Below are 15,176 nucleotides of genomic sequence, written 5' to 3'. Positions count from 1 at the left end.
AATAAGATATGCGAACCGCAGATCAGCGCCAACTTGTAATTTACTCTCTGAATGCTAGCCTAAATACGTAATTAGCCATGTAAAGGCGTTAAATAGAAGGAGTTTTACATGAGTGCAACCAATGGTTCACGTTGGCGTTCTGCGCTATTAATGCCCGTATTTCTTCCAGCCATAGCGGTTATCTTTCTGCTCGTTGTTGGAACTCTCGCAAACCCTGAACTCGCCGGAGAACTGTTCTCCACCGCATTAGCACGTATTACCGAAGATTTCGGTTGGTTTTACATGTTAGCTGTGGCGCTTTTCTTGATGTTTATTGTGGTAATTGCGCTTTCCAAATGGGGCCGCATCAAGCTTGGTCCTGATCATGCAGATCCTGAATATAGCTTTCTGTCGTGGTTCGCGATGCTGTTTTCAGCGGGTTATGGTATTGCCTTACTGTTCTTCGGTGTATCTGAACCGGTGCTGCACTACGCCAGCCCACCACAAGGCGCTGCTCTTACAGTAGATGCAGCGAAGCAAGCCATGCAAATCTCCTATTTTCACTGGGGTTTTCATATTTGGGCAATCTATGGCTTAGTAGGTTTAGTGCTGGCCTATTTCTCGTTTCGCCACGGTTTACCGCTATCGATGCGCTCAACATTGTATCCACTCATTGGCGATAAAATTTATGGCCCAGCAGGGCATGCTGTAGATACTTTTGCCATCCTCGGCACCATGTTTGGTATTGCTACAACGCTTGGTTTATCAGTAATTCAAATAAATACTGGCCTAAATTATTTGTGGGAAGACATCCCGGTTACCAATTTAGTACAAATTGGTATTATTTTTGTGATTACTTTGATGGCCATTGCCTCGGTTGTTGCTGGCCTTGATAAGGGCATTAAGCGCTTATCGATTGTAAATATGAGCTTGGTAATGTTCTTGCTCTTGTTCGTGTTTTTTGCCGGCCCAACGGTACATATTCTCGAAACATTCTTACAAAATACCGGTAGTTACTTAAATTACATTGTAGAGCGCACCTTCAATTTGCAGGCCTACAGCCGTAGTGATTGGATTGGTAACTGGACCTTATTTATTTTCGGTTGGACCATTGCCTGGGCGCCATTTGTGGGGCTATTTATCGCTAAAATTAGCCGTGGCCGCACCATTCGCCAATTTGTTGTGGGCGTAATGTTAGTGCCTACAATCTTCACCTTTTTCTGGTTCTCTGTATTTGGCGATACCGCGCTGTATATGATTATGATGCAAGGTTACGACACCTTAGTGCGTGATGTGCAGGCCGACCAAGCTATCGCCCTGTTCAAGCTCTACGAGAACTTGCCAATGACCAGCTTATTGTCATTCGCAACCGTGATCTTGATTATGACCTTCTTTGTTACCTCATCAGATTCCGGCTCACTGGTAATTGATTCGCTTGCTTCGGGCGGCGCTGCAAATACCCCCGTTTGGCAGCGGGTATTCTGGGCAAGCTCGGAAGGTGTGGTAGCCGCAGTTCTGTTATTAGCAGGTGGCTTAGGCGCGTTACAAACCGCGGCGATTGCGAGCGCCCTCCCGTTTGCCATTATTATGCTGATTTCAGCCGTGGGATTATGGCGGGCGCTAGTAATAGAAGGGCATCAGTACAGTAGTTTACGCAGCCACACGCAAATGCACCGCCGTGGGGTGCATGCTGGCTCTAACTACTGGAAAACGCGCTTAGCTGGTTTAGTGGATTTTCCACCGCAGGATAAAGTGGAAACTTTCATTAAAGAAATGGGTAAAGAGTGCCTTGATGAAGTGTGCAAAGAGCTTACCAGCCAGAAATGGAAAACGGAGGTTACCATTGCAGAAGACCCTGTGCGCGTATTGCTCGTTGTAGACAAAGATTCCATCGATTTCACCTACGAAATCCGTGCCCGGGCCTACGCCCGCCCAGATTTTGCTATGGGTAAGAAAGGTGAGAAGAAAGGTGAGAAGAAAGAATACTATCGTGCTGAAGTATTCTTACGCCAAGGTGGCCAATCTTATGATGTGTATGGCTTTGAAAAAGCCGACATCATTAATGATGTACTCAATCAGTTTGAGAACTACCTGCACTTTATTCATCACTCGCCGGGCAGCTTACCGTGGGATTTAGCTGAGCACGATGATGATTTGAACGGTGAGGATGATAACGCAACACCAGTGCGGAGTAATGATCTATAACGCAAAGAAAAAGCCCATGCGCAGCGAAGTAATGTTTAACTTGCGCATCGCATGGGCTTTATAGTGATTTTCACTAATTGTTAGCGGATTATCTTATAAGCCTAAAACCGATTTTCCTTGTTCAAATACAATATCTACCGGAATGTTTGCTGCATCAATACGGTGCAAATCTTCTTGCAACATCGGTTCAATACCACCCATCTCTGCAAACAGTTGTGCTACGCCAGCATAATCACCGTCACCTTGTAACCGCAAAATCAATCCGGATAACGAATTCATTGCTGCCCGCATATTATCCATATGAACGGCGTACATCCCCTGCTCATCGCGAACAAATGCCCCATGCTTAGCGAAGTAATTAAACCGAATCATGTTCGCTTGACCGTGCGCACTTGAGGCACCAAAGCGAACCGAGCGGAAAATTCCTGCTAAGAAAGTAACATAGTAATCCTCTAACTCACCTTCCGTGAGAATGCCTTCTTCAAGCAATTGGGTAACCATGTACAAACCAAGAATATCGGCTTTTCCTTCTTCAAGAGGAGATGCATATTCGCGCAGCGCTTGGCGCACCGTTCCCTCGCCGTGCACCAGATTTTTCACTCCAAGGCCGTGCGCTACTTCGTGGAACATCGTGTTAGCAAAAAACGCATCGAAAGTAATATGTTGGCGCTGCTCGGGAACAATCAATAAATCAGCGATAGGCACAAGGATCTTATCGAACTTAGCCTGCATAGCATTCTTCAACTGCGAACGGCGCGTACCTTTCGCTAATTGCACTTCTTCATCATTTGGCAGGTTTACCGCAATCGTTTTACTACCCGCATTCGAGTGCCCTGCATAATAAACGATATCGTACGCATTCAACTGTGCATCCGAACCAGGCTGCTCAGCTTTATATTCATCAGCTACCGGCAGGCCTTGTTGCAGCGCAGGCAACGTATCGGCATATACTGCTAAACGTTCACTCCACTCTAGATCTTTCACTAATATGTAGGCTTCAAACCCTGCCTTATAACCAAACAAGCGGTCTTCATAAGTTTCAATTGGGCCAATGATCACATCAATTACACTATCGATAACATCCATCCATTGATAATCTGACGCTTGGTAATCTCCGCTAATAAATGCATCGGCGCGCATGCGTAAATACTCTGCCATCATTTCATCATCAGCAACGGTAGCCGCGGCACGCAGAATTGCAGCAGCTTGCTGCAATTGGCTAGCATAGGCCTCATGATATGGAATAGTAATTAACTCTCCGGCTGCGTTGCGCCGCACCAAGGTATAAAGGTCGTTTTTACCCGGCAAATCAGCCGCATCAAATTCTTCTCGGCTCATATCTGCTGGGTAATAATTGGCCCCTAGAGGCTTCTCACCATAGCCTTGCAGAATCGGTTGCATATTATTAAGCCGATCCCATGGCCCGTAATTGATTTTCACAAACTCGCGCACATTCGCATCGGCTATATTAGCCAATAGCGTTTGCTTATCTCCAGGATATGCCTGCTGCCAGAATAAATCGTCCATAATTTCTGCAGCGTCGATCAATAACGAAATAAGCTCTCGTTGCGCCTCGGTTAAATTAGCTACATCGTAATCAAGGCGCACGGGTACATAAATATTTAATCGATCTGCCGATTCGGGGGCCAATTCATAAGCTTCGTTGGCAGTAATGGTTTCCGGCTCAGGGGAGCAGGCGCTCAATAAAAAGCTGCTGGCTACAGCTAGTACAGTAAGTTTTAATGTAGTTGTTAAGGCCATCTGTTGCTCGCTTCTATTTGAAATCAGGTTGTGAGCATGATACACAAAAATAACAATATTTACTGCTAAGGGTGATATGTGCGCTGGCTAGTTATTAGTGTTTGTTTATTACTGATCATCGGCTTTTGGTGGATCTGGTTAAACCCCTATAGTTTCAAGTTCTCCGATACCACGCTAGAGATTGATCAAGAAGCAGAGCACCGCGTTTTCGCTTTTGGAACGCTAACAAATCCGTTCGTGCGTTCGTTGGTGATTTTTGGCTATGTGCCTACTGAACCTGGAACGCTTGAAGGTTACCGGCGCTATGGCTTGGATCTTCTCCCCGATGAAGATGCCACAACCGAGGGCCGCGTATTTTATGTAACCGCAACGCAATTACGTAGGCTCGATCGCTATGAGCGCGTGGGTGTGAAATATGAACGATACCTTTATACTCTGAGTGACGGCGAGCCCGCTTGGGTATATCGGCTGATCAGTAACATCAATCCAGTACCAGCGGAGTAAATGAAGGCCAGCGGAGTAAATGAAGGAGTACCCCATGAGCTCAAATAAATTACTGCAGCCATCTCAGCAACAAAATAACGATGGCGACGAGCGTAAAGTAGGTATTGAGATCGAGTTCGGTAATCTACAGCTGCAGCAGGCTACAGATGTATTGATAAACTTTCTCAAGCAGCGTTGTGAAGAATGCGAACAAAGTGCCAAAGGCAGGTACGAACATGTAATTAGCGGTGATAGTGCTGGTGATTGGATTATTGAATTTGATTACGATTACTTGAAAAAAATCGGCCGAGAAGAGCTACAAGATAATTGGCGTGATTCTGCAGAGAAAAGTTTAGCATGGGTAGCTGAGGCTGTGGTGCCAGTAGAAATTGTAAGCCCGCCATTACCATTAAGCCGCATCAGTGAGGTGGAAGAACTGCTGGCAGATCTGCGCAAGGCCGGTGCCAAAGGTTCATCTGATAGCCTTGCCTATGCATTTGGGCTGCAGCTAAATCCAGAATTACCAAAACTGGATGCCGATACTATTACCGCCCATTTAAAAAGCTTTTTATGCCTTTATGATTGGCTCCTTAAGGAAATAGATCCTGATATTTCTCGGCGTGTGAGCAACTATATCGATCCATTTCCAAAAGAATACCTCGAACTTATTCTTGATAGCGGTTATTGGCCTTCTTTGGAAACGCTTATCGATGATTATTTACGTTACAACCCTACACGCAATCGAGCGCTCGATATGCTGCCATTATTTCGTCACCTCGATGAGCAGCGAGTACTAGCAAAAGTAAATGATAATTTAATTAAAGCACGGCCAACGTTTCACTACCGCCTGCCCGGTTGTGAAGTGCATCGCGATGATTGGGGTTTGTTTTCAGTTTGGAATAACTGGGTACGAGTTGAGCAATTAGCCGAAAATCGCGAACTACTAAATGAAGTAAGTGAAAAATATCGCATTGAGATCAAAAAACTGTTCAGTGGCTTCAGCGATAATTGGCAAACATATCTAATCAACCAAGTATTACCGGAGTTAGCCCGTGGCAGTGCAGCCCACCTTTAAATTATTTGCGATTGCTCGAGTGAATTTTTTAACCCTTACCGTTGCCTGTTTGCTACTGGCACTGGCTCTCAGCTATTCCTTACTCGGTGGAGTAAAGGGCGAGATTGTTGGTTGGGTAGTTACAGCTGGCTTGCTGGCCCATGTAAGCGTGAATGCCTTTAATGAATACTTCGATTTTCGCTCGGGCCTTGATTTCAAAACTCGTAAAACCCCCTTCAGCGGCGGCAGTGGCACCTTAGTGCAGCATCCACACATCGCCAACGCTGCGCTGGTATTGGCTTGCGTGAGTTTATTAGCGGTAATCGCGAGCGGCTTATGGATTGTGCAGCAAACAACACCGGCGTTGCTGTGGCTCGGTATTCCTGGGGTATTGCTCATTTATAGCTACACCCAATACATTAATCGCTACCCGTTACTCTGCTTAATTGCTCCCGGCTTAGGCTTTGGGTTATTCCTCACGTTTGGCGCCAGCTGGGCCCTTGCCAACGAGTATCCGGCGCTGCCTGCGAACGGCGCGTGGTACGGTATCGTAAGTGCTGCAGCCATTGTGATGTTGCTAGTAAATAACCTTCTACTATTGAACCAATTTCCTGATGTAGAGGCCGATCTATCAGTTGGCCGCAAGCACTTCCCCATCGCCATTGGCCGCACTAGCAGCGCATCAATTTTTGCTGTGCAGCTGCTGCTCAGCTACTTGGTATTAGTGATTGCGGTTGTTGCAAACTGGCTTCCCTTTAGTGCGCTATTGGCACTGCTATCATTTGTACTGGTACCAAGGTTACTGCAAGGTGTGCGCCAACACGCCAATAACATTCCCCAACTCATTCCGCTACTTGGCCTCAATGTTGCGGTAATTCATCTGTTTATTCTGCTACTTGCGCTCGGTATTTGGTTTAACTGGTAGGAAATTTGTGAGCTTTAGCGCAAGATTAGTACACCAATAAAAAAGCCTCCCAAATAACTACGAGAGGCTTTGATAATGTTAACGAAGTGAGAGATCGCTATCGTTTGCTAGCTACTAACGCAAATCAAATGTGCCCGCCGCGCCAGGAAATACAACCGGGCTTTCAAAGCCATCTTTGCTTATCGCAGCTACACCAAAGAAGTAATTATCAATCACTACATTTTCTAGTGTGAACTCAGTAACATTGCCCACATCACGGCTAAACTGCCAATTCGGCGCATCTGTATAACGCCAATAAATTCGATATCCGGCAATCATATCTTGTTCTTGCTTAGCCGCAGCTGCCCAACTTAAGGTAGTGCTAGGTTGCACCGCACCAGCAATTTCAACCTCACTAGGTGGCGCTGGCGCCCACGCCATGCTTGCGAGTGTTACCGCGTTAAGTGCTGTTAATTTTGCTGCATAATCAAAATCTACAAATTCAATGGTATCGCCGAAATGACGACCATCTTCATTGCGCAGATCTTGATGCTGACGATCATAATGCTCATTGGTTTCCATAATACGCACGCCCGGAAACCCTACATCATTAAAAGGCCGATGATGACCACCGCGACCAAAGCGATCTAGCCGATATACCAACATTACATCTAAGTTGGGGATATAACGATCCGACATCCAAGAAATGTAGCGCCCTAAATTGCGGCTTGGCGAATCCACTTCACCACCGGTAAAACGACGCCGGCGCGCATCTTCGAGGGTTTCATTTTGCCGTGTACCTTCGGCAAAAACACGGGCTGTTGTATTATCAATCACACCATTAATACCCGCGATATTACCTATCATATCGTTGTTCAATACCGCGTGTAGGCGCCAGCCCTCTTCAACGGCTTGGCGCGCGAGTATCTCACCGCCAAATAGCCCTTGCTCCTCACCACTTAGCGCAGCGTAAACAATAGAACCATGGAATTCATGTTGGCTAAGTATCCGTGCCGCTTCCAACGTGCCCGCCAAACCAGTGGCATTATCATTGGCACCCGGTGATTCTGAAGTAGCATCCATAATGTCGGTAACACGCGAATCAATATCGCCGGCCATCAGCACATACCGGCTTGGATCGGTTTTACCACGTTGAATGGCAACAACACTTACCACCTCTGTGGGATCGGGAATACGTGGAGTGTTCGCAATCACATCACTGCTGTAGTAAACCTCTAAGCAACCACCACAGGCTGCGGATATACGTTGAAATTCTGCATAAATCCAGCGGCGCGCAGCACCAATGCCAACCGTATCTGATTCAGTTTCAGATAATGTATGGCGAGTACCAAAATCAACTAACTGCTGCACATCACGGCGCAAATTTTCGGCACTCGGAGCAGCGGCAATTTCATGTAATTTAGGTTGGTCTTTATAACTAATGGCCTGTCCGTGTGCCGCAAATGAGCTTAACATTAGAGCCGTTGTTGCACTGAGTGCAAGAGCGCCAGTTGCTCGCGAAATATTTGATTTTTGCATTCTGAATTCCTTCAGGTAACTCGGCTAGTTTATGTGCATAGGTTATGTGCATTAGCTACGAAAACTTGCGGCAGCTAAGCTATGTATCCGCGTTTACCATACCTTAGGTGAACTGCTTATTTAAGTAGCAAGTTAAACAAGCGGGATAAGTTGTATGATTTAACGGGTAAATGTTGCTTCCATTGGCGATGCAAATGCGTAATTCTTAAGGCAGCACTGCTTACAATAACAAAAACCGAGGAATTTGCCGTGAATACTGGATTCAACTCCATCCGAAAAACTATCATTCTAGCTTCCGCTGCATTGGCATTGAGTGCCTGCAGCCCAGTGCCAGAAACCATAACGCCAGCCGATCCTACTTTTACCAACGCGGCTGCTGTGCAACAACAGTTTGCGGATGGCAGCCTCACCAGTGTTGCTTTAGTGGAACATTATTTAGCCGCGATTGCAGAGCACAATCATCAAGGCCATAACATTCGCGCGATTATTGAAGTAAACCCGGAAGCACTAGCCATTGCCGCTGAGCTTGATCGTGAGCGCGAACAAGGCATAACCCGCGGCCCATTGCATGGTATGCCAGTAGTAATCAAAGCAAATATCGCTACGGCCGATACTATGGCCACCACGGCGGGCGCAAAAGTTATGGCAGGTTTCATTACCGCCAGCGATGCCGAGCACATACAGCAGCTACGTGAAGCTGGCGCCATTATTATGGGTAAAGCCAATTTATCGGAGTGGGCCAACTTCCGTGGTAGCAACTCTATTAGTGGTTGGTCTGGTATTGGCGGACAAACTCGCAACCCGCATGTACTCACGCACAATCCGTGTGGTTCAAGTGCAGGCTCCGGCGCCGCGGTTGCTGCAGATTTCAGCTTACTCGCCATCGGCACTGAAACCGACGGTTCCATTATGTGCCCTACCTCAGTTAATGGTGTTGTGGGCATTAAATCTACCCGCGGTTCTGTAGCTGGCCATGGCATTATTCCGATAGCCGCAGCGCAAGATATTGCTGGGCCTATGGCACGCTATGTGTATGATGCCGCGCTGTTATTGGATGGCATGGCCACCGCCGCAGCACGTGCACGTTTTGGTATGCCTCTTAGTGAAGCGGCACAACAGCCCTTTAGTGGCGAATCAGTAGTACTGGTGCGCGCTTATGATCAGCGTTTTACCAGCGTGCAAGCACTTACTAACCAAGTGGCGGAGGCGTTGCGAAGCAATGGCGTAGAAGTGATTGAAGTAACTGAGTGGAATTTACCTAACCACCTTGGCCAAGCTGAGTTAGAAGTTCTGGTGTATGAGTTTAAGCGGGATCTGGAGCAATGGTTCGTAGATTTCGATGCCCCTGTGCAAACCATGCAAGAAGTAATTGATTACAACCTTGCCAATGCAGATACCGAGCTCGCATTGTTCGGCCAAGAGTACTTCGATATTGCCGCTGCTGTTGATTTGGAGGCCCACAAACCTAGTTATGAAGCCGCACTGGCGCTAAGCCGAGAGCTTGCAGAAGGGCACCTAAACCGTTACTTACAAGATCTAGGTGCTGCCGCAATTATCATTCCGGCCTATGGACCAAGCTGGCCAATTCCACCAGTAGAAGGCCCCGGCTATAGTTTTGGCACCTCTACAGCCGCGGCAGTGTCTGGTTACCCTGCCATTACTATTCCGGGAGGCAAAGAAGGCCCATTACCTGTAGGCCTAAGCATGATTGGCTTACCCTGGAGTGAAGCACAATTGGTTAGCCTAGCGAGTATGCTTGAAAGTGAACTGGGTGGCTTTCAGCAGCCGCTATTTTTGCCAGAGCTACCGGCCACCAACGCCGAAGATTAAGGGCATTAAAAGGGGCTGTTATTCTTCAACCTCTTTTTGTTGCGCGCTTGATGTTACGTATGTATAGCGCAGAAATCCCTGCTCTTGGCGCTATTTGGAAACATTTGGTTGCAATTTTGTTAATCTGATCGCGTTGACTTCACACTACGTAAAAGAAACACTGTACGCGTTTTCATTCAGCTAGAGGCATATATGCAATTTGCAGTTTTAAAAGGTACGTTGCTCGCAAGCAGCATTTCGCTTGCACTATTCGGTATCAGCGCAAATGCGCAAGCCGCATCCACCACTGTGCTTATTACCGCAGCTGCGCAAACCAGCGAACGCGTATGTGATAGTGCCGAATGTAGCGGTGAATTGCGCCGTTTAATGCGCTTGGCACGCAATGGCAGCGGCGATGCTGCGGCTATTGTTGCTATGGCGTTCGCCAGTGGCGATGGCCTCGAGCAAAGCGATAAAGAAGCCGAGCGCTTCGTGCGCATTGGTGTGCGCTACAATAGCCCTATTGCCACCTTTTTAATGTCGGATTGGCACCGCAATGGTTTTGTTCTTGAACAAAACGAACAAGAAGCCGACCGTTTACTTGATGTAGCTGTGAATCTTGGCCATCCACCCGCGCAATACCAAAAAGCACTTATGTTGTTTAGTACCGATAGCGCTGAAGATTTCAACGAAGCACTTACCTTGTTAGAAGCGGCCAGCGAGCAAAACTTAGTTACAGCAATGATGTTACTAGGGCGCATGAAACAAATTGGCGCTGGCGTAGATGAAGATTTAGTGGGTGCTGGAGAACTCTATCGGAAATTAATTATTGCCGGCGTAGATGATGCTCGTGGTTACTTACGTGAAGTAACGCGTGAATTAGAAGCCCGCGATGATAGTAGTGACGAAGTAATCAATCGCTTTGCCAACACAACAGATATGGAAGTAATCACGGTGAGGGGTTCTGCGTTTCGCGTAAACACCCAACTTACCGGTATTGTGCGCCGCCTTACAGCATCTGGTAACTACGATAGCCGCTCAATTGGCAGCCGTATTCGTGGCGTTACCTGCGAACAATCGGGTAGCAATTGCACAGTAAATCGCCCAGATCCTACTGCGGCTTCACTTGATGATGTGATCGGCAACAATTAATTCCTTCTTCATCTGCACATTGGCGATCGTTTCACTATCATTGTCAATGTGCGCTTTTCTCTGATCTTTTCTGGCCTGGTTTCAGTAACAGTAATTCAATACTTTTATCACGAACACCACTACCAAGGCTGGTTCTGCATGCGCACTTCGCAAGTTCGCTTTATAACGCTCCTATTCGCCCTTTTTATTTGCAGTATGCCAACGCTCGCCACCGCCCAACAATTTGGGGGCAATCAACCCGCTCAAGTAATCGTAGCGCCTATCGCATTTGATACTCGAACCCAGCGTGTAGAAGCAGTTGGTAATGCCGAAGCAGTGAAATCGGTGACCATTTATCCAGCCGTAGGCGATGTTGTAACTGCCATTCACTTTAGTGCTGGCGAATTTGTTGAAGAAGGCGCTGTACTCATTGAGCTCGATAGCAGGCGCCAGCGCAATGCGGTAGAGCGTGCCAGCATCGAGCTTACCGGTGCAGAACGCACGGTTGCAAGGTTACAAGCGAGCCGCGAGCGTGAAGCAATTCCGCAAAGTGATTTAGATGATGTAATCACGATTAGAGATTTAGCTGCCGTACAACTTCGAGAAGCCGAAGTAAATTTAGCGGATCGTTTTGTTCGGGCACCATTTGCTGGCGTTGTAGGGATAACCGACATCAACATCGGTGACCGCATTTCCGAGAACACCATCGTTACCACCATCGATGCTCGTGAGCAGTTATATATCAACTTTCAAGCACCGGAAACCGCACTAGGCCTGCTGCAAGATAACGACACGGTTGCAGCCTTTCCATGGCAGAGCAGCGGTGAAACTCTCACTTTACAAATTGCCGATATCGATTCTCGCGTTGATCCGCGCACACGCACGTTGCGAGTGCGTGCTCTATTAAATAACAAAAGCGATCAATTTCGCCCCGGCATGAGCTTTCGAATAAACCTGCAAATCCAAGGTGAGCGCTATGCCGTAATTCCCGAAGCTGCATTAATGTGGGGCGCTGAAGGTGCTTTTGTTTGGCGGGTAAACGATAACAAGGCTGAGCGGATTGATGTGGAAATTCAACAACGTCTGCGCGGTCAGTTGCTCGTATCTGCTGCACTTACCACTGATGATTTTATTGTGGTTGAAGGGGTGCAATCATTGCGGCCAGGACAAGCATTAAGCATTCAAAATGCTGGAGGCGATAATGGCCAAGGAAACTAAATCAACCAATGATTTACCCTCTCTGGCCATTCGTAGGCCAGTGCTCATTATTGTTCTCAATTTACTTATTATCATCGCAGGTATCGCCGCACTAAACGGCCTAGAAGTGCGCGAATTGCCCGATGTTGATCGGCCGATTGTTACGGTAACGGCTAGCTTTCCCGGTGCATCTCCAGAAACTGTGGATTCTGAAGTAACCAGCCGTTTAGAGGCCGCAGCCGCTCGCGTGAGTGGAGTGAAATCTATTCGTTCTTCTAGCGAAGAAGGAAGCACACGTATTGTTATTGAGTTTCGCCCTGGAGTGAATCTTGATACCGCCGCCAATGAAACTCGCGAATCAGTGAGCCGGGTGCAACGGCGCCTTCCACCCGAAGTAGAGCAAGTGGCGGTGATTAAAGCCGATAACGATGCACAAGCAGTGGTAAGCGTTGCCGTATCAAGCGAAAGCTTACAACTTGAAGAGCTCACCGAGCGCGTTGAAACTGATTTAGCGCCGTTATTTTTGAATATCCCCGGTGTGGCGGATGTTCAGCTGCGCGGAGCACGGCAGCGAGTAATGCGGGTAAATATCGATCCGTTGCGCCTTTCTAGCTTTAACCTAACCGTTGCCGATGTTGCTAATGCACTACGGCAAGCTCCGTTTGATGTTCCCGCCGGCTCCCTTCGCTCCACAGATCAGCAATTAATTGTACGAGCCGATGCAACTTCGGTAACCGCCGAGCAAGTAGAAGATATTATTGTTGCCGGTGATACACGGGTAAGTGATATCGCCAATGTGTTCTTTAGCCCCGCCGATGCGGCCAACATGGTGCGCCTCGATGGCCGCCCGGTAATTGGTTTAGAGATATTGCGGCAGGCCGGTTCCAACACAATTCAAATCTCAAACGAAGTGTTGCGGCAAGTAGAGCAACTTGAACAACGCTTTCCTAACCTTACTTTTCAAGTAACATCCGATGACGCTGAGTTCATTCGCGGTTCTGTACGTGAAGTGGTTATTTCACTCTCGCTTACCATTCTCTTAGTAATTATTACTCTGCGTGTATTTATTGGTTCGTGGCGCGCAACCATTATTCCTGCAGCGAGTATTCCGGTGGCACTAGTGGGTGCCCTAGCGGCTTTATGGGCTTTGGGGTTCTCGATAAATATACTTACGCTGCTGGCGCTTGTACTCGCTACTGGCCTTATCGTTGATGATGCCATCGTAGTAACGGAAAATATTCAGCGTCGCCGTAGCACCGGCATGGGCGCCCGTGCGGCGGCGGTAATCGGTACACGCGAAGTGTTTTTTGCCGTGGTAGCCACCACCGCAGTGCTTGCGGCTGTATTTATCCCGATCGCATTTTTGCCTTCAACCGCTGGATTATTATTCCGCGAGTTTGGCGGCACCTTAGCAGCCGCAGTAATCATATCCTCGTTCGTGGCGTTATCGTTGGTTCCTGCTTTAACCGCCAAGCTGCCGCTAAAACGAAATAGCAGCAGCTGGCTTGCGCGCTTTGGTAATAAGTTAGTTACAGCTTACGCAACTAGTTTACGGTTTTGCCTTAATCATGCATGGTGGGTATTGGTAATCAGTATTGTTGCCGCCGGCAGCGCATTTAGCGTTTATCAGTACTTACAAAATGAACTCTTACCGCCGGAAGATCGCGGCACCATCCGCATTTTCGCGCGTGGGCCCGATGGAGTTGGCCTTGATTTTATGGATCGGCAAGCTTATCAGCTAGAAGAGATTTTACTGCCTTATGTTGAGAACGGCGAAATTGATTCCATTTTTACCGTGGTTGGTCAGTGGGATCCGAATCTAACGTTCATTACAGCACGGCTGAAACATTGGAATGTTCGCGATAAATCGCAACAAGATATCCTTGATGAAATCAACGAGCCGATCAGTGGAGTTCCTGGTGTATCGGGCCGAGCATTTGGCAGCAACAGTTTGAACCTACGCGGCCAAGGCGGTGGCCTCGAGCTTGCGTTAACCGGCCCTACATATGAAGCAATCTATACAGCCGCATTGCAATTCCAAGATAAAATCCAAGAACAGCTACCTGAACTTGGTTTTCCGCGAATATCGTATCAACCTACACAACCGCAATTGCGCGTTAATATTGACCGGCGTAGAGCAGAAGAACTGAATGTGCCTTTGAGCGATATCGCAACTACCCTGCGAGTAGCCATTAATGGTGATGATATTGCCGATTTAAATGTTGGCGACCAATCAATACCTATTATCTTGCGAGCGAACCGTACCTTAGTGCAAGATCCAAGTGATTTAATCAATCTCTATGTTGGAGCACGTGATGGCACCTTAGTACCTCTTTCCAGCCTTGCTAACATAACCGAAGAAGGCATAGCCGCAGACCTTACCCGACAATCCCAACGCCGCGCTATCAATATCGACATGCAACTACCAGAAGATATGTCTATTGAAGCGGCTGTAGTTGCCCTACGTGATATCGGCCAAGAACTGCTGCCGCCGGATATCGGTTTAGTATTCTTAGGGGAAGCACAAACCTTTGAGGAAACTGCGCGTGAGGTAATGCTCACTTATGTGCTGGCCTTTATCATTGTGTTCTTAGTGTTAGCAGCACAATTTGAAAGCGTAAATAGCGCTATCGTGGTTATGATTACAGTTCCTTTTGGTATTGCAGCAGCCTTGTTTGCCCTGTTCCTAACGGGCAACAGTATCAACATCTATTCGCAGATAGGTTTGGTGATGTTAATTGGTTTATTGGCAAAAAACTCGATTTTGCTCGTAGAGTTTGCCGACCAATTGCGCGATCGTGGCAAAACCGTGCGCGAGGCCGTTGAGCAAGCAGCAACCATTCGCTTACGCCCAATCGTGATGACATTAGTATCTACTTTGCTTGGCGCTTTACCGCTCATCCTTTCCAGTGGAGCAGGTGCAGAAGCGCGCAATGCCATTGGCTGGGTAGTGTTCGGGGGGTTGGGTATTGCAGTTGGGTTTACCTTGTACTTAACGCCTGTACTGTATCTCGGTTTAGCCCGTTTCGTGAAACCCCGCGCCGATGAAAGCGCTCGTTTAGATCGGGAAATGGCAGCAGCCCCAGATGAGGCCTGATAGAAATAAGCAGAAAA

At 47.6% G+C, this 15,176-nt stretch carries 10 protein-coding genes; 8 read left to right on the top strand and 2 right to left on the bottom strand.

Annotation, left to right across the window (positions count from 1 at the left end):
* Nucleotides 1-108: 108 nt before the first annotated feature.
* Complete coding sequence (locus ACNA7P_RS02845) at nt 109-2,184, top strand: BCCT family transporter (RefSeq protein WP_416257097.1); 2,076 nt, start codon at nt 109-111, stop codon at nt 2,182-2,184.
* 93 nt (nt 2,185-2,277) lie between these two features.
* Here ACNA7P_RS02845 and ACNA7P_RS02840 read toward each other — a convergent pair whose 3' ends face one another.
* Nucleotides 2,278-3,945 carry a dipeptidyl-peptidase 3 family protein gene (locus ACNA7P_RS02840; protein WP_416257096.1) on the bottom strand — a complete coding sequence of 556 codons (1,668 nt, stop codon included), beginning with the start codon at nt 3,943-3,945 and terminating at the stop codon, nt 2,278-2,280.
* 78 nt (nt 3,946-4,023) lie between these two features.
* Here ACNA7P_RS02840 and ACNA7P_RS02835 point away from each other — a divergent pair, with 78 nt between their 5' ends.
* The 3 genes from ACNA7P_RS02835 to ACNA7P_RS02825 are packed head-to-tail and all read left to right on the top strand — an operon-like array spanning nt 4,024 to nt 6,407.
* Nucleotides 4,024-4,449, top strand: a complete 426-nt coding sequence (locus ACNA7P_RS02835) for a gamma-glutamylcyclotransferase family protein (RefSeq protein WP_416257095.1) — start codon at nt 4,024-4,026, stop codon at nt 4,447-4,449.
* Nucleotides 4,450-4,483: 34 nt separating this feature from the next.
* The gene (locus ACNA7P_RS02830) at nt 4,484-5,503 is read left to right on the top strand and encodes an amidoligase family protein (protein WP_416257094.1); all 1,020 of its coding nucleotides are present in this window, start codon (nt 4,484-4,486) and stop codon (nt 5,501-5,503) included.
* Nucleotides 5,481-6,407: a prenyltransferase gene (locus tag ACNA7P_RS02825; RefSeq protein ID WP_416257093.1), complete on the top strand. Its 927-nt coding sequence runs from the start codon at nt 5,481-5,483 to the stop codon at nt 6,405-6,407. Before ACNA7P_RS02830 ends, ACNA7P_RS02825 begins: the two co-directional genes overlap by 23 nt.
* Nucleotides 6,408-6,521: 114 nt before the next feature.
* Here ACNA7P_RS02825 and ACNA7P_RS02820 read toward each other — a convergent pair whose 3' ends face one another.
* Complete coding sequence (locus tag ACNA7P_RS02820) at nt 6,522-7,925, bottom strand: M28 family metallopeptidase (protein WP_416257092.1); 1,404 nt, start codon at nt 7,923-7,925, stop codon at nt 6,522-6,524.
* Between the two features lie 249 nt (nt 7,926-8,174).
* Here ACNA7P_RS02820 and ACNA7P_RS02815 point away from each other — a divergent pair, with 249 nt between their 5' ends.
* The 4 genes from ACNA7P_RS02815 to ACNA7P_RS02800 all read left to right on the top strand — a co-directional run bounded on the left by ACNA7P_RS02815 (nt 8,175) and on the right by ACNA7P_RS02800 (nt 15,159).
* Entirely contained in the window at nt 8,175-9,755 is a 1,581-nt protein-coding gene (locus ACNA7P_RS02815) for an amidase family protein (protein WP_416257091.1), read from the top strand.
* Between the two features lie 192 nt (nt 9,756-9,947).
* A complete protein-coding gene (locus tag ACNA7P_RS02810; RefSeq protein ID WP_416257090.1) occupies nt 9,948-10,886 on the top strand; it encodes a tetratricopeptide repeat protein in 939 nt (312 codons plus the stop codon).
* 138 nt (nt 10,887-11,024) lie between these two features.
* Nucleotides 11,025-12,083 carry an efflux RND transporter periplasmic adaptor subunit gene (locus ACNA7P_RS02805; protein ID WP_416257089.1) on the top strand — a complete coding sequence of 353 codons (1,059 nt, stop codon included), beginning with the start codon at nt 11,025-11,027 and terminating at the stop codon, nt 12,081-12,083.
* Nucleotides 12,067-15,159 (top strand): efflux RND transporter permease subunit, encoded by a 3,093-nt coding sequence (locus tag ACNA7P_RS02800; protein ID WP_416257088.1) that lies wholly within the window; start codon nt 12,067-12,069, stop codon nt 15,157-15,159. Before ACNA7P_RS02805 ends, ACNA7P_RS02800 begins: the two co-directional genes overlap by 17 nt.
* The last annotated feature ends 17 nt before the right edge of the window (nt 15,160-15,176 follow it).

It is taken from the genome of Aliidiomarina sp., from assembly GCF_047920995.1.
Lineage (GTDB): Bacteria > Pseudomonadota > Gammaproteobacteria > Enterobacterales > Alteromonadaceae > Aliidiomarina.
The sequence above is the reverse complement of the archived record's forward strand: the minus strand, read 5'-3'. Positions and strand labels throughout refer to the sequence as shown.

Coding starts and splice junctions, on each gene's coding strand:
- ACNA7P_RS02810 (WP_416257090.1), top strand. CDS start 9,948: ATGCAATTTGCAGTTTTAAAAGGTACGTTGCTCGCAAGCAGCATTTCG.
- ACNA7P_RS02830 (WP_416257094.1), top strand. CDS start 4,484: ATGAGCTCAAATAAATTACTGCAGCCATCTCAGCAACAAAATAACGAT.
- ACNA7P_RS02845 (WP_416257097.1), top strand. CDS start 109: ATGAGTGCAACCAATGGTTCACGTTGGCGTTCTGCGCTATTAATGCCC.
- ACNA7P_RS02800 (WP_416257088.1), top strand. CDS start 12,067: ATGGCCAAGGAAACTAAATCAACCAATGATTTACCCTCTCTGGCCATT.
- ACNA7P_RS02805 (WP_416257089.1), top strand. CDS start 11,025: ATGCGCACTTCGCAAGTTCGCTTTATAACGCTCCTATTCGCCCTTTTT.
- ACNA7P_RS02840 (WP_416257096.1), bottom strand. CDS start 3,945: ATGGCCTTAACAACTACATTAAAACTTACTGTACTAGCTGTAGCCAGC.
- ACNA7P_RS02820 (WP_416257092.1), bottom strand. CDS start 7,925: ATGCAAAAATCAAATATTTCGCGAGCAACTGGCGCTCTTGCACTCAGT.